The sequence below is a fragment of the Streptomyces sp. NPDC058231 genome (assembly GCF_042882275.1).
Lineage (GTDB): Bacteria > Actinomycetota > Actinomycetes > Streptomycetales > Streptomycetaceae > Streptomyces.
Genome location: NZ_JBHVWN010000019.1, coordinates 1 through 24590, shown reverse-complemented (window position 1 = coordinate 24590; position 24590 = coordinate 1). Strand labels below are relative to the sequence as shown.

The 24590-nt window shown below is 71.7% G+C and carries 21 protein-coding genes; 13 read left to right on the top strand and 8 right to left on the bottom strand.

Annotation, left to right across the window (positions count from 1 at the left end; all coding sequences use genetic code 11):
- The first annotated feature begins 225 nt into the window (after positions 1–225).
- Positions 226–1254, top strand: coding sequence for an aspartate-semialdehyde dehydrogenase (locus ACFVXE_RS15940; protein WP_389671738.1), 1029 nt, complete (start codon positions 226–228; stop codon positions 1252–1254).
- Positions 1255–1345: 91 nt separating this feature from the next.
- On the opposite strand, the gene ACFVXE_RS15935 is transcribed toward ACFVXE_RS15940, so the two are convergent.
- Both ACFVXE_RS15935 and ACFVXE_RS15930 read right to left on the bottom strand, forming a co-directional pair.
- Positions 1346–1693, bottom strand: coding sequence for a type II toxin-antitoxin system PemK/MazF family toxin (locus ACFVXE_RS15935; protein ID WP_389671737.1), 348 nt, complete (start codon positions 1691–1693; stop codon positions 1346–1348).
- Positions 1680–1910 (bottom strand): ribbon-helix-helix domain-containing protein, encoded by a 231-nt coding sequence (locus ACFVXE_RS15930; protein WP_389671736.1) that lies wholly within the window; start codon positions 1908–1910, stop codon positions 1680–1682. Before ACFVXE_RS15930 ends, ACFVXE_RS15935 begins: the two co-directional genes overlap by 14 nt.
- A 103-nt stretch (positions 1911–2013) precedes the next feature.
- Between ACFVXE_RS15930 and pepN the strand changes: the two genes are divergently transcribed.
- Complete coding sequence (gene pepN, locus ACFVXE_RS15925; protein ID WP_389671735.1) at positions 2014–4590, top strand: aminopeptidase N; 2577 nt, start codon at positions 2014–2016, stop codon at positions 4588–4590.
- Between the two features lie 168 nt (positions 4591–4758).
- On the opposite strand, the gene alc is transcribed toward pepN, so the two are convergent.
- The 5 genes from alc to ACFVXE_RS15900 all read right to left on the bottom strand — a co-directional run bounded on the left by alc (position 4759) and on the right by ACFVXE_RS15900 (position 9774).
- Positions 4759–5916: an allantoicase gene (gene alc / locus ACFVXE_RS15920; protein ID WP_389671734.1), complete on the bottom strand. Its 1158-nt coding sequence runs from the start codon at positions 5914–5916 to the stop codon at positions 4759–4761.
- A 60-nt stretch (positions 5917–5976) separates the two neighbouring features.
- Positions 5977–6903 (bottom strand): LysR substrate-binding domain-containing protein, encoded by a 927-nt coding sequence (locus tag ACFVXE_RS15915; protein ID WP_389671733.1) that lies wholly within the window; start codon positions 6901–6903, stop codon positions 5977–5979.
- Between the two features lie 199 nt (positions 6904–7102).
- Complete coding sequence (locus tag ACFVXE_RS15910; protein ID WP_389671732.1) at positions 7103–7333, bottom strand: hypothetical protein; 231 nt, start codon at positions 7331–7333, stop codon at positions 7103–7105.
- A 20-nt stretch (positions 7334–7353) separates the two neighbouring features.
- Positions 7354–9507, bottom strand: coding sequence for a 4-alpha-glucanotransferase (gene malQ / locus ACFVXE_RS15905; RefSeq protein ID WP_389671731.1), 2154 nt, complete (start codon positions 9505–9507; stop codon positions 7354–7356).
- Positions 9508–9774: a hypothetical protein gene (locus tag ACFVXE_RS15900; protein ID WP_389671730.1), complete on the bottom strand. Its 267-nt coding sequence runs from the start codon at positions 9772–9774 to the stop codon at positions 9508–9510.
- A gap of 310 nt (positions 9775–10084) precedes the next feature.
- Between ACFVXE_RS15900 and ACFVXE_RS15895 the strand changes: the two genes are divergently transcribed.
- From ACFVXE_RS15895 to ACFVXE_RS15880, 4 genes are all read left to right on the top strand, one after another.
- Complete coding sequence (locus tag ACFVXE_RS15895) at positions 10085–13078, top strand: beta-N-acetylglucosaminidase domain-containing protein (RefSeq protein ID WP_389671729.1); 2994 nt, start codon at positions 10085–10087, stop codon at positions 13076–13078.
- A 150-nt stretch (positions 13079–13228) separates the two neighbouring features.
- The gene (locus tag ACFVXE_RS15890) at positions 13229–13789 is read left to right on the top strand and encodes a PadR family transcriptional regulator (RefSeq protein ID WP_389671728.1); all 561 of its coding nucleotides are present in this window, start codon (positions 13229–13231) and stop codon (positions 13787–13789) included.
- Positions 13786–14538: an ABC transporter ATP-binding protein gene (locus ACFVXE_RS15885; RefSeq protein ID WP_389671727.1), complete on the top strand. Its 753-nt coding sequence runs from the start codon at positions 13786–13788 to the stop codon at positions 14536–14538. The genes ACFVXE_RS15890 and ACFVXE_RS15885 overlap by 4 nt, the downstream gene beginning before the upstream one ends.
- On the top strand, positions 14528–15868 hold the full coding sequence (locus ACFVXE_RS15880; RefSeq protein ID WP_389671726.1) for an FtsX-like permease family protein: 1341 nt from the start codon (positions 14528–14530) through the stop codon (positions 15866–15868). Before ACFVXE_RS15885 ends, ACFVXE_RS15880 begins: the two co-directional genes overlap by 11 nt.
- 55 nt (positions 15869–15923) lie before the next feature.
- On the opposite strand, the gene ACFVXE_RS15875 is transcribed toward ACFVXE_RS15880, so the two are convergent.
- Positions 15924–16460 (bottom strand): HNH endonuclease, encoded by a 537-nt coding sequence (locus ACFVXE_RS15875; RefSeq protein ID WP_389671725.1) that lies wholly within the window; start codon positions 16458–16460, stop codon positions 15924–15926.
- A gap of 358 nt (positions 16461–16818) precedes the next feature.
- On the opposite strand from ACFVXE_RS15875, the gene ACFVXE_RS15870 reads away from it, so the two are divergent.
- From ACFVXE_RS15870 to ACFVXE_RS15840, 7 genes are all read left to right on the top strand, one after another.
- Positions 16819–17883, top strand: a complete 1065-nt coding sequence (locus tag ACFVXE_RS15870) for a mechanosensitive ion channel family protein (RefSeq protein WP_389671724.1) — start codon at positions 16819–16821, stop codon at positions 17881–17883.
- Between the two features lie 160 nt (positions 17884–18043).
- Positions 18044–18508, top strand: coding sequence for a MarR family winged helix-turn-helix transcriptional regulator (locus ACFVXE_RS15865; protein WP_389671723.1), 465 nt, complete (start codon positions 18044–18046; stop codon positions 18506–18508).
- 296 nt (positions 18509–18804) lie between these two features.
- Positions 18805–20028 (top strand): ROK family protein, encoded by a 1224-nt coding sequence (locus ACFVXE_RS15860; RefSeq protein WP_389671722.1) that lies wholly within the window; start codon positions 18805–18807, stop codon positions 20026–20028.
- 63 nt (positions 20029–20091) lie between these two features.
- A complete protein-coding gene (locus ACFVXE_RS15855) occupies positions 20092–21429 on the top strand; it encodes an ABC transporter substrate-binding protein (RefSeq protein ID WP_389671721.1) in 1338 nt (445 codons plus the stop codon).
- A gap of 7 nt (positions 21430–21436) precedes the next feature.
- Complete coding sequence (locus tag ACFVXE_RS15850; RefSeq protein ID WP_389671720.1) at positions 21437–22378, top strand: carbohydrate ABC transporter permease; 942 nt, start codon at positions 21437–21439, stop codon at positions 22376–22378.
- A gap of 1 nt (position 22379) precedes the next feature.
- Entirely contained in the window at positions 22380–23273 is an 894-nt protein-coding gene (locus tag ACFVXE_RS15845) for a carbohydrate ABC transporter permease (RefSeq protein ID WP_389671719.1), read from the top strand.
- Position 23274: 1 nt separating this feature from the next.
- Positions 23275–24540, top strand: a complete 1266-nt coding sequence (locus ACFVXE_RS15840) for a 6-phospho-beta-glucosidase (protein ID WP_389671718.1) — start codon at positions 23275–23277, stop codon at positions 24538–24540.
- Positions 24541–24590: the final 50 nt, after the last annotated feature.

Sequence of the window (24590 nt, the reverse complement as noted above, 5' to 3'; positions counted from 1 at the left end):
CCGCGGCCCTGTGGCTTCCGCCGCGCCGCCACTCCTCCGCGCCGGGCCCCCCCGCGGGGGGGGGTGGGGGGGGGGGGGGCGGCGGGCCCCCCCCCCCCCCACTGCTCCGCCCGGCCCGCGCCGGAACGCTGTCCGGCTGCCGGACAATGGATTGGACAAGGAAGCCGTGGACATACGCATCATGGAACGGCAACCGCGCCAGTTCGTACGTTTGAAGGAGTTCCTGTGAAGGTCGGAATCGTCGGCGCCACCGGTCAGGTCGGCACAGTCATGCGCAGGATCCTGGCCGATCGGAAATTCCCGGCCGACGAACTGCGACTCTTCGCGTCCGCGCGCTCCGCAGGCTCCACCATCGAGTGGGAAGGCCGGGAGATCACCGTCGAGGACGCCTCCACCGCGGACTACACGGGCCTGGACATCGTGCTCTTCTCCGCCGGCGGCGCGACCTCCAAGGCGCTCGCCGAGAAGGTCGCCGCGCAGGGCGCGGTCGTGATCGACAACTCCTCCGCATGGCGCAAGGACCCCGAGGTCCCGCTGGTCGTCTCCGAGGTGAACCCGCACGCGATCAAGAACCGTCCCAAGGGCATCATCGCGAACCCGAACTGCACCACGATGGCCGCGATGCCCGTGCTGCGCCCGCTGCACGACGAGGCCGGCCTGGAGGCGCTGATCGTCGCCAGCTACCAGGCGGTCTCCGGTTCCGGTCTGGCCGGGGTCGCCGAGCTGCACGGCCAGGCGTCCAAGGTGGTCGCCGACGCCGACCGGCTCACCCACGACGGCGGGGCCGTCGAGTTCCCCGAGCCCACCGTCTACAAGCGCCCGATCGCCTTCAACGTGCTGCCGCTGGCCGGCTCGATCGTCGACGACGGCTCCTTCGAGACCGACGAGGAGCAGAAGCTCCGCAACGAGTCCCGCAAGATCCTGGAGATCCCGGAGCTCAAGGTGTCCGGCACCTGCGTCCGGGTCCCGGTCTTCTCCGGCCACTCGCTCCAGATCAACGCCCGCTTCGCCCGCCCGATCGGCGTGGAGCGCGCCCACGAGCTGCTGAGGGACGCCGAGGGTGTCGAGCTCTCGGAGATCCCGACCCCGCTCCAGGCGGCCGGCCAGGACGTGTCGTACGTGGGCCGCATCCGGGCCGACGAGACCGTGGAGAACGGTCTGGCGCTCTTCGTCTCCGGCGACAACCTGCGCAAGGGCGCGGCGCTGAACGCCGTGCAGATCGCGGAGCTGGTCGCGGCCGAGCTGAACGGCTGACGGACCCCGTACGTGTGAGGGCGGTCACCGGTGCCCGGTGGCCGCCCTCGCGCATGCGCCGGAGACCTCGGGCGCCGGTGCTTCGCGCCCGTCAGAGGGCGAGGTGCCGTCGCAGGGCGGCGTCGATCTCGGCCATACGCGGCCGGGGGACGGTGCCGATCCGCTTCAGCACCCGGTCCGGGGAGACCGCCCGGACCTGCTCGCACTGGACCTTCGAGTCCCTCGGCAGCCGGCTCTCGTCGGCCCGGAGCAGCACCTGGAACGTGAGGACACGCGCGGTGTTCGACGTCAGCGGCACCACGGTGATCACGCCCCGGCCGCTGAGCCGCACCGACTGGTTGGCCGCGTTGTTGGACACGATCACAGCCGGCCGGACCTTGTTGGCCTCACTGCCCTTGGCCGGTTCGAGATCGACCAGGTGGATGTCACCTCTGCGCATCGACGATTCCGTCCCCGACCGTACGGTCCCAGAGCGCGGCGTCCTCGCTCGCGTCCCATTCCTCGAACGCCTCGGTGTACTCCGCCTCGAGCCCGGCGGAGCGCAGCAGGTCGATGGCGGCATGTATGACGGCGGACCGCGAATCCGCGTCGGTCTTCATGGCGTACTCGTCGACGAAGGCGACATCCTCCTGCGGCAGGCTCACACTGATCTTCATACTCCCCATGCTACCGCGGTAGGAAAAGGGTGGCCACTCCACTCCGCCGGGCGTCCGGCGTGGAAGGATGACCGGAAACGTCACCATCGAAGGAGATGACCGCGTGCCTGGCACGAATCTGACCCGCGAAGAGGCACAGGAGCGGGCGCGCCTGCTGACCGTGGACGCGTACGAGATCGATCTCGACCTCTCCGGGGCGCAGGAGGGCGGCACCTACCGGTCCGTCACCACCGTGCGCTTCGACTCCGCCGAGGCCGGTGCGGAGACCTTCATCGATCTGGTCGCCCCGGCCGTGCACGAGATCGAGCTGAACGGCAAGGCCCTGGACGTCGCGGCCGTCTTCCGCGATTCCCGGATCGCGCTGCCGCACCTGCACGCGGGCGCCAACGAGCTGCGCGTCGTGGCCGACTGCGCGTACACCAACACCGGCGAGGGCCTGCACCGCTTCGTCGACCCGGTCGACCAGCAGGCCTACCTGTACACACAGTTCGAGGTGCCGGACGCCCGCCGGGTCTTCGCGAGCTTCGAGCAGCCCGACCTGAAGGCGACCTTCCAGTTCACCGTGAAGGCGCCGGCGGGCTGGACGGTCGTCTCGAACTCCCCCACTCCGGAGCCCGCGGACGACGTCTGGGTCTTCGAGCCGACGCCGCGCATCTCGTCGTACATCACGGCCCTGATCGTCGGCCCCTACCACGCGGTGCACAGCAGCTACGAGAAGGACGGCCAGACCGTTCCGCTCGGCATCTACTGCCGCCCCTCGCTCGCCGAGTTCCTCGACGCCGACGCGATCTTCGACGTCACCCGGCAGGGCTTCGAGTGGTTCCAGGAGAAGTTCGACTACGCGTACCCGTTCGCCAAGTACGACCAGCTGTTCGTCCCGGAGTTCAACGCGGGCGCGATGGAGAACGCGGGCGCGGTCACCATCCGCGACCAGTACGTGTTCCGTTCGAAGGTGACGGACGCGGCGTACGAGACGCGGGCCGAGACGATCCTGCACGAGCTGGCCCACATGTGGTTCGGCGACCTCGTCACCATGGAGTGGTGGAACGACCTGTGGCTGAACGAGTCGTTCGCCACGTACACGTCCATCGCCTGCCAGGCGTACGCGGAGGGCTCGAAGTGGCCGCACTCCTGGACGACGTTCGCCAACTCCATGAAGACGTGGGCGTACCGTCAGGACCAGCTGCCGTCGACGCACCCGATCATGGCGGACATCCGTGACCTGGACGACGTCCTGGTCAACTTCGACGGCATCACCTACGCCAAGGGCGCCTCGGTCCTGAAGCAGCTCGTGGCGTACGTCGGCATGGACGAGTTCTTCAAGGGCGTCCAGGCGTACTTCAAGGCCCACGCGTTCGGGAACACCCGCCTGTCCGACCTGCTGGGCGCGCTGGAGGAGACCTCCGGCCGTGACCTGAAGACCTGGTCGAAGGCGTGGCTGGAGACGGCCGGGATCAACATCCTGCGCCCGGAGATCGCCACCGACGAGAACGGTCACGTCACCTCGTTCACCGTCCTGCAGGAGGCTCCGGCGCTGCCGGCCGGCGCCAAGGGCGAGCCGACGCTGCGTCCGCACCGGATCGCGATCGGCTGCTACGACCTCGACGCGGCCGGCAAGCTGGTCCGTACGAACCGGATCGAGCTGGACGTCGACGGCGAGCGCACCACCGTCCCGTTCCCGGCGGGCACCGCACGCCCGGCCGTCATCCTGCTCAACGACGACGACCTGTCGTACGCGAAGGTCCGCCTCGACGAGGAGTCGCTGCGGGTCGTCACCGAGCACCTCGGCGACTTCGCCGAGTCGCTGCCGCGCGCCCTGTGCTGGGCCTCCGCCTGGGACATGACCCGCGACGGCGAACTGGCGACGCGCGACTACCTGTCGCTCGTCCTGTCCGGCATCGGCAAGGAGTCGGACATCGGCGTCGTCCAGTCGCTGCACCGCCAGGTGAAGCTGGCGGTCGACCTGTACGCCGCGCCGGAGTCCCGCGAGGCGGCGCTCGCCCACTGGACCGAGGCGACGCTCGCCCACCTGCGCGCCGCGGAGCCCGGCAGCGACCACCAGCTGGCCTGGGCCCGCGCACTCGCGGCCACCGCCCGCAACCCGCAGCAGCTCGACCTGCTCCAGGCCCTGCTCAACGGCACGGAGACGATCGAGGGCCTCGCCGTCGACACCGAGCTGCGCTGGGCGTTCGTGGAGCGGCTGGCCGCGGTCGGCCTGCTGGACGAGGACGAGATCGCCGCCGAGTACGAGCGCGACAGGACGGCCGCAGGTGAGCGCCACGCGGCGACCGCCCGCGCGGCGCGCCCGACGGCCGACGCCAAGGCGGAGGCGTGGGCTTCGGTCGTCGAGTCCGACAAGCTCCCGAACGCCGTCCAGGAAGCGGTGATCGGCGGCTTCGTCCAGACCGACCAGCGCGAGCTGCTGGCCCCGTACACCGAGAAGTTCTTCGCGGCGGTGAAGGACGTCTGGGACTCACGCAGCCACGAGATGGCCCAGCAGATCGCGGTCGGCCTCTACCCGGCGCTCCAGGTCTCGCAGGAGACCCTGGACGCGACGGACGCCTGGCTGGATTCGGCGAAGCCGGGCGCGGCGCTGCGCCGGCTCGTCTCGGAGTCGCGGGCGGGCGTGGAGCGTGCGCTGAAGGCCCAGGCGGCGGACGCGGCGGCGGCTTCCGTCTAGCGGTCACGGCCGAGTGACAGGGGGCGCTCCCTTCGGGGGGCGCCCCCTGTGCGTGCCGTCCTCAGCGCCCGCGGGGTGACGGCCGGCCCCGGCCGCGTGTCACCCCGCCGAGTGCCGGGCCGCATCGCGCCACCCGCCGGGCCGGAGCGGAGGAGCGGCCCGGCGCGGCTACGCGCCCGACTCGTCGTACCGGGCGGCCAATTCGGCGGCGCCCCGGTCCGTGAGCGTGCCGTGCAGGCGCATGCGGGCCACTCCGCCGTCCGGGAAGGCGTCGAGGCGGACGTGGGTGACCACCGGCCGGCCGGGGAGGGGGAAGCGGTGCAGGGTGTCGGGCCGGAGCGCGGTGCGGGGGATGAGGTCGAACCATTCGCCTATCCCGCCGTCGCGGCCCTGGAGTGCGATCCAGCCCGCCGCGTTGCCCTTCAGGCAGGCCGTGTCGATCTCGACGGCGCGGACCGCACCCTGGGCGGCCAGGCGGAAGCGGACCCAGTCGTTCGTGCCGCGGACCCGGCGCCGGCGGTTCTCCCAGCCGTCGTCCATCCGGCGTGAGGTGCCGGGCAGGATGATCTGGGTCGGCGAGGAGTAGAAGCGGTCCGAGGCGTCCTCGTACGCGCCGCCGTTGAGGACCGCGAGCAGGTCTACCGTGCCGAGCGCCGCGAGCCAGGCGGGGTCGGGGACCACCTCGCCGTGGACGCGGAGGCGGGCGACACCGCCGTCGGGGTGCTGGCAGAGACGGATGTGGGTGCGGCGGCAGCCGTCGGTGATCTCGAAGCCGTTGGCGGCATGGCCGCGCACCGGGGTCGGAGGGACGATCTCCTCCCACTTCACGTCGTCGGCGAGGAGTTCGGAGGGGTCGGGTGAACCCTCGACCGAAGTGGCCTGGACGGAGACGCGCTGCGGGTAGTTGCCACGGAAGTGGGCGGTGTCGACGACGATGCCGCGGATGATGCCGGGGGCGCCGAGACGGACGAGGGCCCAGTCGTGGTCCCCGGGGGCCGGGAAGGGGTGCGCGGCGTCGGTTCCGCGGCGTCGGCGGGTCTCCCAGCCGTCCATGATCTTTCCCTTGTGCCCGAAGCGCTCGGGGTCGAACACGGCCCGCTCGCGGTTCAGCAGGTTCTCGCGCTCGGCGAAGAACTCGTCGTTCGCAGCGATCACGCCGGCGCCCAGACGGCGGTCGGCGAGGTCCACCAGACCGGTGAAGGGGAACTCGCCCGCGCGGTAGTCAGCGTAGGGGTCCCCTCCCCCGTACGGGGCCGCATCGCCGGCGTGCGGGGCGTCGGTGTGCGGGGCGTGCTCGGCAGGGGTCTCGTTCAGGTCGGAGGTCATGTACACAACTGTCGTACCGCGTGAACCATCAGGTCCATCGAAACTTCTCGCACGATCCGTTCAGATCAACTGAACGGATGCCTCACGGGCCGCACCGACCTGCTGAAGCGCCGCCAGGACCCTGGCCACCGCCGGCCCGCCCTCCGCGCCCTGCCGCACCGCCATGACCACGTGCCGCCGCGGCAGGTCCGCCTCCAGGACCCGCATCACCACCCCGCCGCGCCGTTCCGCGGACGCCATCCGCGGGACGAGGGCCACGCCCATGCCCGCCTCGACCATGGCGAGGATCGCGGTCCACCCGGCGGCGCTGTGCGCCTGCTCCGGCACGAACCCGGCGGCCTGGCAGGCAGCCGTGGTGATCTCCGACCAGGGGCCCGAGCCGCCGAAGATCCACGGTTCGCCGGCGAGGTCGGCCAGCCGGAGCCCGGGGGTCTCCGCCAGCCGGTGTCCGGCGGGGAGCGCCACGTCGAGCGGGTCGGCCGGCAGGGGAAGGAAGGTGAAGCGGGGATCATGGGCGGCCGGGGCGTGCGCGGCGAGGGAGAGCGCGAGGTCGACGTCGCCGGCCGACAGGAGTTCGAACGCCTCCGCGGCCTCCGCCTCCCGCACCCGCACGGAGGGCCCGGGCCGGTCGTCGGCGCGCAGGAGCAGGACCGCCGGTACGACGAGGGCGGGCACCGCGGTCGAGAAGGCGCCCACCCGGACCTCCCCCGCCTCACCCCGCAGATATCCGGTCAGCTCGGCGTCCGCACGCTCCAGTTGGGCGAAGACCGCTTCGGCGTGGCGAAGTACGAGATGCGCGGCGTCGGTGAGCCGGACGCGCCTGCCCTGGGCCTCGAGCAGGGGTACGCCGAGTTGCCTGGCCAGGTTGGAGAGCTGCTGGGACACGGCCGAGGGGGTCATCAGCAGCGCCTCGGCCGTCGCGGTGACGGTGCCGCGCTCGCTCAGCGTGCGCAGGATGCGGAGCTTCTTCACGTCCCACTCGGTCATGGCCGCACATTAGCCGCCGCGGATCCGGCCGCGGTGGCGAGCTCCACGGGCCGCAGGCGGCAGGTGGCAGGCCGGGGCGGAACGTGACGACCGGGCTCCGTCCGAACGCGCGCCAGGGCGCCCCGACGTGCGTCACGCACGTCGGGGCGCCCTGGGAAAGCGCCGGTGGGGCTGCGCGGTTCGCCGCGCAGCCGGGGGTTCAGGCCTGCTTCTTGGACTTGTCCAGGACCATGACCAGGCCCGCGATGATCGCGAACAGAGCGATCGGGATCACGACGTAGAGACCGATCGTCTCGATCGCGCTCAGGCCGGGGCCCGGGTCGTCACCGTCGTCGGGAGTCAGCGCAAGCGCGGGGGACGACATGAGCAGCATCATCAGCGTCGTACCGGCCGCCACGGCGCCGGCGCGCATTGCGTTCTTCTTGTCCACGGTGCAAACGTAGCGAACGCCTAGGAGGGGCGCGCGTCCGGGGGTGCCGTACGGGGGCGCCGGGGTCTTCTTCCCGGGTTGAGAACCTCCATCAGCTGGTGCAGACGGGGCGATGCGGCGAGTTCTTCGAGCGTGACCGGGTGACCTTCCGCGTCGGCGACCGGCAGCCGCCAGTTGGGGTACTGGTCCCAGGTGCCCGGCAGGTTCTGGGGGCGGCGGTCGCCGACCGTGTCCGGGAGCCAGACGCCGACCATGCGCGCCGGGGTGCGCAGCAGGAAACGGTGGACGGCGCGGACCGCCCCTTCCTCGTCCCCCTCACCCTCCGGCAGCAGACCGAGCCGGGCGAGCAGGGCGAGCCACTCCGCGGTGTCGGAGGCGTCCTCCGTGCTCTCCTGCTCCAGCGTGCGGGTGAGCAGGCCGAGGCGGTGTCGGAGCGTCACGTGGTCGCCGGTCAGCCGGGCGGCGGTGGACGGCAGATCGTGGGTGGTCGCGGTGGCCAGGCATGCCTCGCGCCACTGCTCCGGCGGCAGGGGGCGGCCGGTGCCCGCCCAGTCCCGCTCGAACCAGAGCACGGACGTGCCGAGCACTCCGCGCCGGGCGAGCGCCTCCCGCACGCCGGGCTCGACCGTGCCGAGGTCCTCCCCTATGACGACCGCGCCGGCCCGGTACGCCTCCAGGACGAGGACGGCCAGCATCGCCTCGGCGTCATGGCTGACGTAGGTGCCCTCGGTCGGCGGTCTGCCCTCGGGGACCCACCAGAGCCGGAACAGCCCCATGACGTGGTCGATGCGGAGGGCGCCCGCATGGGCGAGGAGGCCGCGGAGCAGTCCGCGGTACGGGGCGTAGCCGGACGCGGCGAGGACGTCGGGGCGCCACGGGGGCAGTCCCCAGTCCTGGCCGCGCGCGTTGAACGCGTCCGGGGGCGCGCCGACCGACATGCCGTGCGCGAAGGCGTCCTGCTGGGCCCACGCGTCGGCGCCGTCGGGGTGCACGCCGACAGCGAGGTCGTGGACGATACCGACGGCCATCCCGGCCTCCCGCGCGGCGTTCTGCGCGGCGGCCAGCTGATTGTCGGTCAGCCAGGCGAGCCGGCAGTGGAAGTCGACCCGGTCGAGCAGTTCGCCGCGGGCGCGCGCGGTCTGTGGGGAACGGGGGTCACGGAGCGCGGCCGGCCAGGCGTGCCAGTCGGAACCGTGCACCTCGGCGAGGGCGCACCACAGGGCGTGGTCCTCCAGGGCCTCCCCCTGCGCTGCGAGGAAGTCGCAGTAGGCGGCGCGCCGCCCGGGGGTCAGCGGTACGTCCTGCACGAGGGCGAGGGCCTGGCGCTTGAGTTCCCAGACGGCGTCCCGGTCGATCAGGGCGCCCTTGTTCAGCACGGCTTCGCCGAGGGCGTCGGCGCTCTGGCGCAGGTCGTCGAGGACGACCCGGTCCCGTACGTGCGCGTACTCCGGGATCGACTCGATGTGCAGATGGACGGGGTCGGGGAAGCGGCGGGAGGACGGACGGTACGGGGACGGGTCGGTGGGTGTGCCGGGTACGGCCGCGTGCAACGGGTTGACCTGCACGAACCCGGCGCCGACGGTCCGGCCCGACCAGGCCGCGAGGTCGGCGAGGTCGCCGAGGTCGCCCATGCCCCAGGAGCGTCGGGAGAGCAGGGAGTAGAGCTGCACGAGGAAGCCGTGGGTGCGCCGCGGCGGCTGGGGCACCCGGGCCGGGGCGACGATCAGGGTGCTGGTCGCGGACCGGTCGTCCCGGGTACGCACGGTCAGCCGGTGGACTCCGAGCGGGGGTTCGGTCCACCAGGCCGGGGCGGCGCTCGCCGCGGAGACGGCCGGATCCGGCTGTCCTCCCGGCACGCTCATCCGCGGCGGCCCGGGCCGTCCGGCGGCGTCCTCGGGCTCGATGTCCAGGGTCGTGCCGGGGCGCAGCGCGGTCAGGGCGGGCGGCAGCGGCTCCCCGGCCCAGACCACCAGCGTCGGCGGGAGCAGCCGGGAGCCGGCCGCGGACTCCGCGGCGGCGAGTGATTCCCGTACCGCTTCGGGCGTGGAGGCGTCCACACCCAACGCGGCGAGCACGGCGATCACCGTGTCGTCGTGGACGGTCACCGTGACATCCGCGGACGGGGAGTAGGAGGTGGCGACACCGTGCAGCGCGGCGAGCCGGGAAAGGCTCATTCAGACTCCTGGGGACTCCGTGCCCCCCGCGGTGCCGGGGGCGGTCGGCTCGCTGGTCAGGGGGGCGAGGACGGTGAGCGGCGGCTCACTGGTCAGAGGGGTGGCATCGGCGAGCGGCGGCTCACTCGTCAGCGGGGTGGCGTCGAAGAGCGGCGGCTCACTCGTGAGCGGTATGGCGTCGGCGGACGTGAGTCCGTCGCCGAACGGGCTCGGTTCCGGGAGCTGTTTGGACAGAGCGGAGAGCAGAAGCTGTGCGGCGGCGGGCATGGGCGGCCTCCTGGCGTGGAGAAATGGACACAGCAGGCCTACCCCGCGGGCACGGCCGCAGACATAGGCGATACAACAACGACCTCAACGTGCCCAGGGTCACATTCCGTTCCCTGCCGGCCAGTTCTCCGTAAGTTGTCCTCCTTTTTCGGCCATTCGACGTCATCTCTGCTGCGATCCGCCCTTCCGTCGCAACATCCAGCCCCACCCGCCACATCGGGCAAATGCGGCACAGCGACCACTCGGTTGACACCCTCGCGCGCCGGGTGGTGGGCTCGGAGCCCATCGGTGGGAGCGAGGGAGTTCGGGCATGCGACTCAGGCGCAGGAGGCACACGGTGGCCGTCGCCGTCGCCGTGCTCGGCGGACTCGTCTCCACCGGATCCCCGGCCGCCTTCGCCTCACCCTCGGATCCCGGTCCCGCCGCCACCGCGTCCGATCGCGCGGACGACGGCACGCCGCCCGCCGTGTGGCCGCGCCCGCAGGTGATCAAGGCGTCGGGGGCGGCCGTGCAGCTCTCCGCCGACGTCACCCTTGTCGCCGGTGCGCACGCCGATCCGTACGCCGTCGACGCGGCCCGGCAGGTGCTGCGCGACGCGGGCGTCAGGACCGTCCACGAGAGGCTGCCGGGCCGCGGGCCCGTCGTCCGGCTGGGCGGCGACGGCGCCCTGGACGCCCTGCGCGCACTGCGCACCCCCGACCGCGCCGACCTGCCGTCGGGCGGCTACCGGCTCGCGGTCGGCACGGTGGCCGGCCGCCCCACCGTCGCCCTGGACGGGGTCGGCGACGACGGACTCTTCCACGCCGTACAGACGCTCCGTCAGCTGATCAGGAGCGGAAGCGTCGCCGGGGTCGCCGTCCGGGACTGGCCGGGCACCGCCGTACGCGGGACGACCGAGGGGTTCTACGGGCAGCCGTGGACCCGTGCGGAGCGGCTCGCCCAGGTCGACTTCATGGCGCGTACGAAGCAGAACAGGTATCTGTACGCGGCGGGCGACGATCCGTACCGGCAGGCCCGCTGGCGCGACCCGTACCCCGCCGGGCGGCGGGCCGACTTCCGGGCGCTGGCCGAGCGGGCCCGCGCCCGGCACGTGACGCTCGGCTGGGCGGTCGCCCCGGGGCAGTCCCTGTGCTTCTCCTCGGACGCCGACGTGAAGGCACTGACGCGGAAGATCGACGCGATGTGGGCGCTCGGTGTACGCGTCTTCCAGTTGCAGTTCCAGGACGTCAGTTACAGCGAATGGCACTGCGACGAGGACGCCGACGCCTTCGGCAGCGGACCGGAGGCGGCTGCCAGGGCGCAGGCCGGGGTCGCGAGCCGGGTGGCACGACATCTCGCGGACCGGTATCCGGGGGCGGAACCGCTGTCGGTGATGCCGACGGAGTTCTACCAGGACGGGGCGACCGCCTACCGCACGGCTCTCGCGAAGGAGCTGGACGAGCGGGTGCAGGTCGCCTGGACCGGCGTCGGGGTCGTACCGAGGACCATCACCGGACGGGAACTGGCCGGTGCGCGCGCCGCGTTCCGGCATCCGCTCGTCACGATGGACAACTATCCGGTCAACGACTACGCGCAGGACCGGATCTTCCTCGGCCCGTACACCGGCCGCGACCCGGCGGTCGCCGGCGGCTCGGCGGCGCTGCTCGCCAATGCGATGGAGCAGCCGTCCGCGTCCCGCATCCCGCTGTTCACCGCCGCCGACTTCGCCTGGAACCCCAAGGACTACCGGCCCCAGGAGTCCTGGCGGGCGGCCGTGGACGATCTGGCCGGCGGCGACGCCCGTACCCGCGAAGCGCTGCGGGCGCTGGCCGGGAACAGTGCCGCCTCCGTGCTGGGAGGCGACGAGTCGGCGTATCTGCGCCCGCTGCTCGCCGCGTTCTGGAAGTCCCGCACGACGGCGGACGCCACCGCGCGGGCCGGGGCGGCGCGCCGGCTGCGGGCCGCCTTCACCGTGATGCGGGAGGCCCCGCAGCGGCTGGACGTCCCGGCGGACGGCCGGCTCGGGGGCGAGGTACGGCCGTGGACCGAACAGTTGGCCCGGTACGGCCGGGCGGGCGAGCTCGCCGTCGACCTGCTGCAGGCCCAGGCGCGTGGCGACGGCGCGGCGGCCTGGAAGGCATCGCTGGCGCTGGAACCGCTGCGCAAGGCGGTCCGGGCGAGCGGGGCGACCGTCGGCGAGGGGGTGCTCGGCCCGTTCCTGGACCGGGTCGGCGAGGAGGCCGACGCCTGGACCGGCGAGGACCGCCCCACCGGCACGGTGACCACGGCGCCGGGCAGCTACACGGTGCGGGTGGACCGGCCCCGCCCGGTGGAGACGGTGACCGCCATGACGGTGCCCGGCAGCGGCGCCGCGGCGGACGCCGCACTGGAGGCCCATGTGCCGGGCGAGGGCTGGCGCCGCCTGGGCCCGCTGTCCGCGAGCGGCTGGACCCAGACGAAGGCCGACGGCCTGCGGGCGGACGCGATCCGGATCAGCTGGCCCGCGGGCGCCGCGGCGGCGGCCCCCGGTGTCAGCCGCAGGGGCGCACTGCCACCGACGGTCTCCGGGACCGCCCCCGAGGCCCCGCGGGTGCGCGCCCTGGTGCCGTGGTTCGGTGACGAACCCGCCGCCCGGCTCGATCTCGCACGCGGTGAGACCGACGCCGAGATCGGCGGCGAACCGCAGCGGGTCGCGGCGCGGCTCGCCGCCCGCCGCCCGGCCGAGGTGCACGGAAAGCTCACCGCGAAGGCGCCCGAGGGCATCGAGGTGACCGTCCCCGGGCGGACGACGCTGCCGCGCGGCTCCCGTACCGACGTCCCCGTGAAGATCACCGTCCCGCCGGACACCCCGGCCGGTGAGTACGAGGTGCCGATCAGCTTCGGCGACGAGGAGAGCACCCTCACCGTCCGCGCCTACCCGCGTACCGCCGGGCCCGACCTGACCCGTACGGCCACCGCCTCCTCGTCCGGCGACGAGACCCCGGACTTCCCGGCGGCGGCCGCCTCGGACGGCGATCCGGCGACCCGCTGGTCGTCACCGGCCGAGGACGGTGCCTGGTGGCAGGCGGAACTCGCGGAGCCCGCAAGGATCGGGCAGGTGGTCCTGCGATGGCAGGACGCGTACGCCTCCCGCTACCGCATACAGGTCTCCGCGGACGGCCGCAGCTGGCGCACGGCGGCAACCGTCCGGGACGGCAGGGGCGGGCGCGAGTCCGTCCGGATGGACGCGAAGGACACCCGCTTCCTCAGGATCCAGGGCGACGCCCGGGGCACCCGGTTCGGCTACTCGCTCTGGTCGGTGGAGGCGTACGCCGTGGCTCCGTAGCCGGGAAACCGGCCGCCCCACGGACCGGGTGACGGCCCCTTCGCCGCCCCGCGCCGCGCATCACCCGCCACCTCGAGGGGAGTCGGCCGCTCACCGATCGGATGCCGCCAACTATTCACTCAGTACATGTACTGAGTATAGAGTCGCCGTATGAGCATCCGCCATGTCCTGCTGGGACTGCTCGCCGGGGGGCCCAGCCACGGCTACGACCTCAAGCGGCGTTACGACGAACGCTTCCCGCAGGCCCGCCCACTGGCCTACGGCCAGGTCTACACGACCCTGCAACGACTGGTGCGTGACGGACTGGCCGCCGTGGAAGGCACCGACTCCGACGGCGGACCCGAGCGCACCCTCTACCGCTCCACGGCTGAGGGAGCGCGCGAACTGGCCGGGTGGGCCACCGAGATCGCCCCGCCGGCCCCCTTCGTGACGAACGAGATCTTCGCCAAGGTCGTGGTCGCGATCCTCGTCGCCACAGCAGCCGGCGACACCGACCGCACCGCCGACGCGGCCGGGTATCTCCAGGCCCAGCGCACCGCCCACATGGCGCGTCTGCGCGAACTGACCACGCTCAAGACCACACCGGGCACCGGCCTCGGCACCGTGCTCTCCGCCGACTACGCCATCGCCCACCTGGACGCCGACGTGCGGTGGATGACCACCACCGCGGGCCGGCTCACCTCTCTGACCGCGGAGGTCGACGCATCATGAATACGCGAACCGAGCAGCGATCCGGCGCAACGGCGCCGCTGCTCACGGCCATCGGGCTGCGGAAGTCGTACGGCAAGGCGGAGGCGCTGCGCGGCGCTTCGGTCGATCTCCACGCCGGGGAGATCCTTGCCGTCACCGGTGCCAGCGGGAGCGGGAAATCCACCCTGCTGCACTGCCTGGCGGGGATCGTCCGGCCCGACGAGGGTTCGGTGTCGTACGGGCAGCAACGGCTCGACCGGCTGCCCGAGGCGCGCCTCGGCGAGCTGCGGCGCACCGACTTCGGGGTGGTGTTCCAGTTCGGGCAGCTGATCCCCGAGCTCACCGCCGTCGACAACGTGGCGCTGCCGCTGCTGCTGGCCGGAACCTCCCGCGCCGCCGCGCTGAGCCGGGCGGGAGAGTGGCTGGAGCGCTTCGGGGTGCGCGGTCAGGCCGGGCTGAGGCCCGGCGAGCTGAGCGGCGGTCAGGGCCAGCGCGTCGCGCTGGCAAGGGCGTTGGTGACCGGCCCGAAGGCCGTCTTCGCGGACGAGCCGACCGGTGCGCTCGACTCACTCGCCGGGGAACAGGTGATGACCGCGCTGGTGCACGCCGCTCGTGAGGCCGGCACCGCGGTGCTGCTGATCACTCATGACGCGCAGATCGCGGCGTACGCGGACCGCGAGGTGTGGCTGCGGGACGGGGCGTTCCACCCCGACGCCGTACAGTCGGCCACCCCGGAAGCCGTCGGGAGGGCCGTCCGCCATGACAGCTGACCTCCGCATCGCATGGATCCTGACGCGCGGCTCGGACCGCCGCGAGTGGTGGAGGATCTCCCTGACCGCGCTGGGCGCCCTGCTCGCCACGGGGTTCGCCCTCGCGGCGATCACCGTCGCCGCCGTCTCCGGGCAGGTGTCGGTCCCCTTCGCGCACGGCCTGTTGAATCAGCCGAGCCAGCGGGTGGGTGTGGTGGTCACGCTGCTGCTCCTGCTCGTCCCGGTGCTCGGCCTCCTGGGCCAGTGCGCCCGCATCGGCGCCGTCCACCGCGACCGGCGGATGGCCGGACTGCGGCTCGCCGGGGCGTCCCCCTGGCAGGTGCGGCGCATCTGCGCGCTGGAATCCGCGTTCACGTGTCTGGCGGGATCGGCCGGTGGCGCCGTCGTCTTCGCCGCGATCCTCTCCGGACACGGCCACACACCGCCGCCCCGGGCGTGGACGGCCTACGTGATGGTCGTTCTCGTCGTTCCGGTGCTGGCCGCGCTGGTGAGCGTGGTCGCGTTGCGCAGGGTGATCGCCTCCCCGCTCGGCCGGGTACGCCGGGCCCGGCCGGACCGGGACCGTCGCGGGAGGCCGGTCGCACTGCCGGTGACCGTGGCGCTGATCGTCGTGCCGGTCTGCCTCGCCGCGCTGCGGGGCAGCCGTCCGGTGTCCGTCCCGCTGCTGGTGTTCGCCGTGGTGATCCTCACCGGGGCCGGCGCGGTGTGGCTGGCCGGGGCGACGGCCTCGTTCATGGGCCGGCGGCTGACCGCCCGGGCCAAGAGCCCGGCGGTGCTGATCGCCGCGGGCCGGCTCGCGGACGACCCCTGGGCGGCTGCGCGCACCCATGCCGCGCTCCTGCTGGTGACCGTGGTCGGGGTGGGCTTCGTGGGGGTGCGGGACGTGCTGCTGGACGTGCTGCACGGGCGGGCCGGCTCCTTGGGCGAGGGCCTCGCCTTCTACACCACGGGGATCGACCTGACCGGAGCCGCCGTCCTGGTGGCCCTGGCCATCGGCCTCCTCGCGGTCGCGGTGGGCACCGCGGAGTCCGTGGCCGGCCGCCGTCGGGGGCTCGCCGCGCAGGTCGCGGCCGGCGTGCCCCGCGCGGTGCTGGACCGGGCCCTGCTGTTGGAGACCGCGCTGCCGCTGGCCCCGTCGGTGCTGCTCGCGGGCGTCGGGGGCATGGCGGTGCACCTCGGGTACGCCGCACTCGTGGCCCCCGGACACGTTCCGTCGGCGCTCCCGCTGCTCGTGCCCGTGGCGGTGTACGCCGCCTGCCTGCTGGCCGCGGCGACGTCGCTGCCGCTGCTGCGGCGAACGGCGCACCCCGCGGAGCTGCGGTTCACGTAGCGAGCGACGGCGCTGCGCGAACCGCGTCCTCCGGAAGCGCGAAGGCCCGGATCTCTCAGGCTGAGATGCCGTCGATCCGGGCCATCGCGTCGTCCGCGCCGAACGGTTGCAGGTACGGCAGCCAGCGCGGGTCCCGGTGCCCCGTCCCGATGATGCGCCAGGCGAGTCCGGTCGGCGGGGCGGGCTGCTGGTGCAGCCGCCAGCCGATCTCCGGCAGATGACGGTCGGCCTTGAAGTGGTTGCAGCGGCGGCAGGCCGCCACCACGTTGTCCCAGGCGTGCTGACCCCCGCGGCTGCGCGGGATGACGTGGTCGACGCTGGTCGCGGCGGCGCCGCAGTACATGCAGCGGCCTCCGTCCCTGGCGAAGAGCGCCCGGCGGGTCAGCGGCACGGGCCCCCGGTAGGGAACCCGTACGAACCGCTTCAGGCGGACGACGCTGGGGGCCGGGACGGCACGGGTGGCACTGTGCATGAAGGCGCCGGACTCCTCAAGGCAGATGGCCTTGTTCTCCAGGACGAGGACGAGCGCGCGGCGGAGCGGTACGACGCCGAGCGGCTCGTACGACGCGTTGAGAACCAGGACGTGCGGCACGGTGGATGCCTCCTTGTACGCCGGCGGCGCGTGGCTCGCGCCGGGACGATCCGATCTCAGTCTCTCCTCATGCCTGGTCAATCCGCCACCACGTGGGGGTAACGGGCCGGAAGGATTTTCCCCGCTCCGCGTCGCCCGACCCGCCCGGAAGTGCCGGAACAGGAGGTCCCGGGCCGTTGCCGCGGCGGGCCCGGAGCGGTGTGCGATCGACCACACCCGGCTCCGTGCCCCGTTCCCGGGCGGCCCACTTCCTCCGTGTCCCGGGTGAGACACGTCTCTCCCCTCCGTCACGGCAACGGAGCACTCCCGATGCCCCGTTAGTGTGGTTGTCCGTCCTTGTCCATCCGGAGGTTCCGTCGTGTCCCTGTCCGCCTTGTTGGCCGCAGCCCCGTCACCCGAGCCGGGCGGCTCGCTGGACGACGCCGCCAAGCAGGCGGGCAACGCCGCGGGCTGGGTGGAGGAGAACTGGTCCATATGGCTGAACACCGGTCTGCGCATTCTTCTCATCGCGGTCATCGCGGTCATGTTGCGCATCGCGATCCGCCGTGCTCTGACCAAGCTCATCGAGCGGATGAACCGCAGCGCCCAGGCCGTCGAGGGGACCGCACTCGGCGGGCTCCTGGTCAACGCGGAACGCCGCCGTCAGCGCTCCGAGGCCATCGGGTCCGTACTCCGCTCGGTCGCCTCGTTCCTGATCCTCGGCACGGCCGCCCTGATGATCCTGGGCGCCTTCCAGATCAACCTCGCGCCGCTGCTCGCCTCCGCCGGTGTGGCCGGTGTGGCCCTCGGTTTCGGTGCGCGCAACCTCGTCACCGACTTCCTCTCCGGCGTCTTCATGATCCTTGAGGACCAGTACGGCGTCGGAGACACCGTCGACGCCGGCGTCGCCTCCGGTGAGGTCATCGAGGTCGGCCTGCGGGTCACCAAGCTGCGCGGCGACAACGGCGAGATCTGGTACGTCCGCAACGGCGAGGTGAAGCGGATCGGCAACCTCAGCCAGGGCTGGTCGACGGCCGGGGTCGATGTGCAGGTGCGCCCCACGGAGGACCTCGACCGGGTCCGCGCGGTGATCACCGAGGCCGCCGGGCTGATGGCCAAGGACGACCCGTGGAACGAGCGCCTGTGGGGTCCGGTGGAGATCCTCGGGCTGGACTCGGTGCTGCTGGACTCGATGACGGTCCGGGTGACGGCGAAGACGATGCCGGGCAAGGCGCTGGGCGTGGAACGCGAGCTGCGCTGGCGGATCAAGCGGGCCTTCGACGAGTCGGGCATCCGGATGGTCGGCGGTGTGCCGGCCCAGCCGGACGAGCCCTCGGCAGCGGACCCTACGGCCGCCATGGCGCCCCCGTCGGCGTATGCGTCCACCACGTCGCCGCAGTCGCTGGCCGCGACGCCGATCACGCCGCCGAACATGGCGAAGTAGGACTCAGCCGTACGGGTGAGGGGTGCCCCGCAGAGCCTGCGGGGCACCCCTCACCGCTGTTCCGGGTCGCGGGCGACCCTTCCCGTCGCGCCGCGCGGCACGAACCCATCCAATTGGATACATCTGGCTAGATGTATCCAATTGGATCTATGCTGCCCCGGTGAACGCGGTCGAGCTGTTCCTGCTGGGACGCACCTTGATGAAACTGGGCGAGGACGCGATGCCGGAGCCCCCCGGCGGCGCCGATCGACACCCCGGGAGCACCCGGCTGACGCTGATCGTGGCCAGCGACATCGCGACCCACCCGGACACCGCCGTCGGCGAGATCGCCACCCGCACCGGCCTTCCGCAGAGCCAGGTGTCGACCGCGGTCGCCCGCCTGAAGGAGGCCGGATCGGTCCTGGCGGCACCCGATCCGTCCGACCGGCGCCGGATGCTCGTCCGGCAGGCCGACGACAGATCCGAACGGGTGGCGCAGGTCCGCGCGGCCGGCATCGGCCGCACCCTCGCCTCGGCGCTCGGCACCGACGATCCGGAGCGGCTGGACCAGGTCGCCTCCGCGCTGGACCTGCTCGCCCGGCACCTCATGGGCGTCGACCCGAAGGACGGGCCCGGCCACCCCTGAGGACACGGCCAACCCTGCACGCAGGGCGACCCCCGGACCCCAACGGCCCCTGAGCGCGACGGTCCCGTACACCGCGATCGCGCGGGCGACGCGACCGGCCCCGGCGGCATTCATTGCCGCCGCAGCCCAACCCCGCGAAAACAGGGCGCCGTTCGGCTTGAATCCGGCTCGTCCGACCACCCAGGTAACGCTTTGGTTGCCACCGATGCCCACCCCATTGACGCTCCGGTGACCTGCGCCATACCGTCCTCCCACCGAATAGGAAACTTTCCTAACAGAGGGCAGGTGCAGCGCTCATGGCCGGAACGACACCGGGAACCCCCCGCGTCCTGCGAGCCATGAACGACCGGGCCGCGCTCGATCTGCTGGTGGAGCACGGCCCCCTCTCCCGGACCCGGATCGGGAAGCTGACGGGCCTGTCCAAGCCCACCGCCTCGCAGCTGCTGGCCCGCCTGGAGGCGGCCGGCCTGGTCGTCGCCACCGGCACGGTCGCCGGACGGCCGGGCCCCAACGCCCAGCTGTACGCGGTCAACGCCCGCGCGGCCCATGTCGCCGGCCTCGACGTCAACGCCCGCCGGATCGTCGCCGCGGTCGCCGACGTGACCGGGAGGACGGTCGGCGAGTTCGAGCTGCGCACCCCCGGCCGGCGTGCCGACAGCGTGGTGCGGCAGGTGGCGGACGCACTGGACGGTGCGATCAAGGACGCCGGGCTGACCCGTGCCGATGTGCACCGCGTCGTCATCGGCACGCCGGGCGCCTTCGACCCCGGCACCGGACGACTGCGGTACGCCTCCCACCTGCCCGGTTGGCACTCGTCCTCGCTCCTCGACGAGCTCGCCGCGTTCCTGCCGATGCCGGTGGAGTACGAGAACGACGTGAACCTCGTCGCGATGGCCGAACAGCGGCTCGGCGCGGCCCGCGGACACGACGACTTCGTCCTGCTGTGGAACGAGGAGGGGCTCGGGGCCGCCCTCGTCCTCGGCGGACGGCTGCACCGCGGCTTCACCGGCGGCGCCGGTGAGGTCGGCTTCCTGCCGGTACCGGGTGCCCCGCTGGTCCGCCAGGTCACCAAGGCGAACTCGGGCGGTTTCCAGGAGCTGGCGGGTGCCCAGGTGCTGTCCCGGCTGGCCCGGGAGCTCGGCATCGACGACGAGCTGACCCACGCCACCGGCACCCACCACGAGGTCGCGGCCGGGCTGATCGCCCGGGCCGCCGCGGCCGCGGACAACGGCGAGAACGGCCCGTACGCCCGGCTCCTCGACCTGTTCGCCACCGGGCTCGCGACCGGCCTGGCCTCCTTGGTCGCCGTACTCGACCCCGAACTCGTCGTCCTCTCCGGCCTGTTGATCGCCTCCGGAGGAGAACCGCTGCGCCTGCGGGTGCAGGCGGAGCTCGCCGAACTCGCTCCCTCCCGGCCCCGGTTGATCATCGGGGACGTCACGCACCGGCCCGTACTGCGCGGGGCGCTGGAGAGCGCCCTGGCCACCACCCGCGACGAGGTCTTCGACACCTCGCGCTGACCCGTACCGCCCCTCGCACGACCGCCTCTTCCCCGTCCCAACCCTTGATCGGGAGATTCCGCCATGTCCGGAAACAGTCGGAAGGCGGCCACCGCGCTCGCCGCGACCGCCGCGATATCCCTTCTCGTCTCTGCCTGTACCGGTCAGAGCAGCTCCGGCGCCCATGATGACGCGTCGAAGGAGACGACCATCAACTTCTGGCACGGCTGGAGCGCCCCGAACGAGGCCAAGGCGATCCAGGCCACTGTCGACGCCTTCCAGAAGGCGCACCCCAACATCCATGTGAAGGTCGTCGGCAACATGACCGACGACAAGATCAACCAGGCGCTGCGGGCGGGTGGTTCCAAGGCTCCCGACGTGGTCTCCTCGTTCACCACCAACAACGTCGGCAAATTCTGTTCGTCCAAGGCCTTCGTCGATCTGAACCCCTTCCTGAAGAAGGACGGGATCGACGCGGACACGACGTTCCCGAAAGCGATGAACGAGTACACCCAGTACAACGGGGTGCGCTGCACGCTGCCGCTGCTCGGTGACGCGTACGGGCTGTACTACAACAAGGACGCCTTCAAGGCCGCCGGTATCGCTTCCCCGCCGAAGACCTGGTCGGAACTGGCCACGGACGCGAAGAAGCTGACGAAGACCAAGGGCGACTCGTACGAGCAGCTCGGCTTCATGCCGAACTACCACGGCTACGAGTCGACGACCGAGCACTACCTCGGCGGCTGGAACCCGACGTACTTCGACGCCGACGGCAAGTCGAACATCGCCAAGGACCCGGCCTTCGCGTCCATGCTGACCACGCAGAAGAAGCTCGTCGACGACCTGGGCGGCTACGCGAAACTGGAGAAGTTCCGCACCGCGTTCGGCGACGAATGGGGTGCCAAGCACCCGTTCCACACCGGCCAGGTGGCCATGCAGCTGGACGGCGAATGGCGGCTCGGCATGGCCGAGGACACCAAGCCGAAGTTCGAGATCGGCGTGGCCCCGATGCCCGTCGCCGACGACGAGGCCGACACCTACGGCAAGGGCTATCTCACCGGCACCATCGCGGGGATCGCGTCCACCTCCGCCAAGCAGAACGCGGCATGGGAGCTGGTGAAGTTCATGACGACCGACACGGAGGCGGTGGTCGACTTCGCCAACGCCATCCACAACGTTCCGTCCACGCTGGCGGCGCTGAAGTCGCCGAAGCTGAAGTACGACCCGCGGTTCAAGACGTTCCTCGACATCGCCGCGAACCCGAAGAGCACCACCACCCCGCCCTCGGTGAACGGCGGTGCGTACCTGGTGTCCCTGCAGAACCTCGGATTCGACATCGAGAAAGGCAAGCAGACGGACATCGAGGCGGGCCTGAAGAAGACCGCCGCGGAAATCGACGCGGCGATCGCACAGGCGAAGTAGCAGCACCATGACCACCTACACACTCCGCCTGAAGCGCAGAAGAGCGGCGCTGCGGACGGCGGCCTTCATGTCGCCGTGGCTGATCGGGTTCTGCGTCTTCTTCGCCTACCCGCTGATCTCCACGCTCTACTTCTCCTTCACCCGTTACGACGGCTTCGCGCCCCCGGCCTTCGACGGGCTGAAGAACTGGTCGTACGTCTTCAACGATTACCCGCTGTTCTGGCCCGCCCTGCGGAACACGCTGTGGCTGGTCGTGGTCATGGTCAGCTGCCGGGTCGTGTTCGGCCTCGGGGTCGGGCTGCTGATCACCAAGATCAAGACGGCGACGGGCGTCTTCCGCACCCTGTTCTATCTGCCGTACCTGGCCCCGCCGGTCGCGGCGACCCTCGGATTCGTCTTCCTGCTCAACCCCGGTACCGGACCGGTCAATTCGATCCTCGGCGATCTGGGACTGCCCACGCCGGGCTGGTTCACCGACGCCGCCTGGTCCAAGCCGGCCCTGACCGCGCTCGCCGTGTGGGGGGTGGGCGACCTGATGGTGATCTTCATGGCCGCGCTGCTCGACGTGCCGAAGGAGCAGTACGAGGCCGCGGAGCTGGACGGGGCGGGCGCGTTGCAGCGGTTCCGCTTCGTCACACTGCCGAACATCTCGCCGATCGTGATGTTCGCCGTGGTCACCGGGATCATCCAGACGATGCAGTACTACACCCAGCCGCTGGTGGCCGGGAAGGTCGCGTCGGGCGTGATGGGCGGCTCAGGGCAGCAGTTCGAACCCGGCTACCCGGACAAGTCCACGTTGACGCTTCCGCAACTCGTCTACAACCTCGGGTTCCAGCGTTTCGACTACGGCTCCGCCTGCGTGGTCGCGCTCGTCCTCTTCGTACTCGCGATGGCGTTCACCGCACTGCTGATGCGGCGCCGCAGCGGGCTGATCCAGGCAGGTGAGTGACGTGGCGCAGGCTCTCGACACCCTCAAGGAAGCCGGACCGACGGCCTCTTCGGCCGAGCACGTCGCACGCCGCAAGGCGCTGCTGAACTGGATCGCCGTGCACGCGCTCGGCGTCGCGGCCGCGCTCTTCTTCGTGCTCCCGTTCGTCTTCCTGTTCCTCACGTCGCTGATGAGCGACCAGCAGGCGCTGACCCGGGACCTGCTGCCGCACCCCTTCGAGTGGAGCAACTACCGCCGGGTCTTCGACACTCCGGGCTTCCTGACCTGGTGGAAGAACACCCTGCTGTACGCAGGGCTCGGCACCGTCCTCACGGTCGTGTCGTCGCTGCCCGTGGCGTACGCACTGGCCAAGTTCCGTTTCCACGGCCGGCAGTTGTCGCTGATGCTCGTCATCTCGATGATGATGCTGCCGCCGCAGGTCGTCGTCATCCCGATGTATCTGTTCTGGGCCAAGCAGCTGGACATGTCCGGCACGCTGTGGCCGCTGATCATCCCGATGGCCTTCGGTGACGCGTTCTCCATCTTCCTGCTGCGGCAGTTCCTGCTGACCATCCCGGACGAGTACCTGGACGCGGCGAAGGTGGACGGCTGCGGCGAGCTGCGCACCCTGCTGAAGGTCGTGGTGCCGATGGCGAAACCGGGCATCGCCGCCGTCGCGCTCTTCCAGTTCTTCTACGCGTGGAACGACTATTTCGGGCCGCAGATCTACGCCTCCGAGAACCCGGCCGCCTGGACGCTCAGTTACGGCCTGGAATCCTTCAAGGGCGCGCACCACACCGACTGGAACCTGACCATGGCCGCGACCGTACTGGTCATGGCCCCCGTGATCCTCGTCTTCTTCTTCGCCCAGAAGGCTTTCGTCGAGGGCGTCACACTGACCGGAGTAAAGGGCTGACATGAAGCTCGCAGTAGTGGGTGGCGGGTCCACCTACACACCTGAACTGATCGACGGCTTCGCCCGGCTGCGGGACACGCTGCCCGTCGAGGAACTCGTGCTCGTCGACCCGGCGGCCGACCGTCTCGACCTCGTCGGCGGCCTCGCCCGCCGGATCTTCGCCAAACAGGGACACCCCGGCCGGATCATCACCACCTCGGACATCGACGCCGGCGTCGCCGACGCCGACGCGGTCCTGCTCCAACTGCGCGTCGGCGGCCAGGCCGCCCGCAACCAGGACGAGACCTGGCCACTGGAATGCGGCTGCATCGGCCAGGAAACCACCGGCGCCGGCGGCCTCGCCAAAGCACTGCGCACCGTCCCCGTCGTCCTCGACATCGCCGAACGCGTCCGCCGCACCAACCCCGACGCCTGGATCATCGACTTCACCAACCCGGTCGGCATCGTCACCCGGGCCCTGCTCCAGGCCGGACACAAAGCCGTCGGCCTGTGCAACGTCGCGATCGGCTTCCAGCGCAAATTCGCCGCCCTGCTCGACGTCACCCCCGGCGAAGTACACCTCGACCACATCGGACTCAACCACCTGACCTGGGAACTCGGCGTCCGGCTCGGCGGCCCCCACGGCGAGAACATCCTCCCCGAACTACTCGCCGAACACGGCGACACCATCGCCGACGACCTCCACATGCCCCGCGCCATCACCGACCGGCTCGGCGTCGTCCCCTCCTACTACCTCCGCTACTTCTACGCACACGACGACGTCGTACGCGAACTGCGCACCAAACCCTCCCGCGCCGCCGAGGTCGCCGCCATGGAGAAGGAACTCCTCACCCTCTACGCCGACCCCGCACTCGACGAGAAGCCCGCCCTCCTCGCCAAACGCGGCGGCGCCTTCTACTCCGAAGCAGCCGTCGACCTCGCATCCTCGCTGCTCGGCTCCGGCGGCACCCCCGTCCAGGTCGTCAACACCTACAACAAGGGCACACTCCCCTTCCTCCCCGACGACGCCGTGATCGAGACACAGGCCCGGATCGACGCCACCGGCGCCACCCCACTGGCCGCCCCCGCACTCGACCCCCTCCACACCGGCCTGATCTCCCACGTCACCGCCTACGAGGACCTCGCCCTCCAAGCCGCCCTGCACGGCGGACGCGACCGGGTCTTCAAAGCACTCCTCGCCCACCCCCTGATCGGCCAGTTCGAGCACGCCGAAGCGCTCACCGACAAACTGATCGCACACAACCGGGAGCACCTCGCGTGGGCGTGAACGCCACCGTCCTCGCCATCGACGCCGGCAACAGCAAAACCGACGTCGCC

What these genes read in the sequence shown, in the direction of transcription:
- ACFVXE_RS15935 (WP_389671737.1), bottom strand. Translation starts at nt 1,693, where the DNA reads ATGCGCAGAGGTGACATCCACCTGGTCGATCTCGAACCGGCCAAGGGC.
- ACFVXE_RS15930 (WP_389671736.1), bottom strand. Translation starts at nt 1,910, where the DNA reads ATGAAGATCAGTGTGAGCCTGCCGCAGGAGGATGTCGCCTTCGTCGAC.
- alc (WP_389671734.1), bottom strand. Translation starts at nt 5,916, where the DNA reads ATGACCTCCGACCTGAACGAGACCCCTGCCGAGCACGCCCCGCACACC.
- ACFVXE_RS15915 (WP_389671733.1), bottom strand. Translation starts at nt 6,903, where the DNA reads ATGACCGAGTGGGACGTGAAGAAGCTCCGCATCCTGCGCACGCTGAGC.
- malQ (WP_389671731.1), bottom strand. Translation starts at nt 9,507, where the DNA reads ATGAGCCTTTCCCGGCTCGCCGCGCTGCACGGTGTCGCCACCTCCTAC.
- ACFVXE_RS15900 (WP_389671730.1), bottom strand. Translation starts at nt 9,774, where the DNA reads ATGCCCGCCGCCGCACAGCTTCTGCTCTCCGCTCTGTCCAAACAGCTC.
- ACFVXE_RS15895 (WP_389671729.1), top strand. Translation starts at nt 10,085, where the DNA reads ATGCGACTCAGGCGCAGGAGGCACACGGTGGCCGTCGCCGTCGCCGTG.
- ACFVXE_RS15890 (WP_389671728.1), top strand. Translation starts at nt 13,229, where the DNA reads ATGAGCATCCGCCATGTCCTGCTGGGACTGCTCGCCGGGGGGCCCAGC.
- ACFVXE_RS15885 (WP_389671727.1), top strand. Translation starts at nt 13,786, where the DNA reads ATGAATACGCGAACCGAGCAGCGATCCGGCGCAACGGCGCCGCTGCTC.
- ACFVXE_RS15880 (WP_389671726.1), top strand. Translation starts at nt 14,528, where the DNA reads ATGACAGCTGACCTCCGCATCGCATGGATCCTGACGCGCGGCTCGGAC.
- ACFVXE_RS15860 (WP_389671722.1), top strand. Translation starts at nt 18,805, where the DNA reads ATGGCCGGAACGACACCGGGAACCCCCCGCGTCCTGCGAGCCATGAAC.
- ACFVXE_RS15855 (WP_389671721.1), top strand. Translation starts at nt 20,092, where the DNA reads ATGTCCGGAAACAGTCGGAAGGCGGCCACCGCGCTCGCCGCGACCGCC.
- ACFVXE_RS15850 (WP_389671720.1), top strand. Translation starts at nt 21,437, where the DNA reads ATGACCACCTACACACTCCGCCTGAAGCGCAGAAGAGCGGCGCTGCGG.
- ACFVXE_RS15840 (WP_389671718.1), top strand. Translation starts at nt 23,275, where the DNA reads ATGAAGCTCGCAGTAGTGGGTGGCGGGTCCACCTACACACCTGAACTG.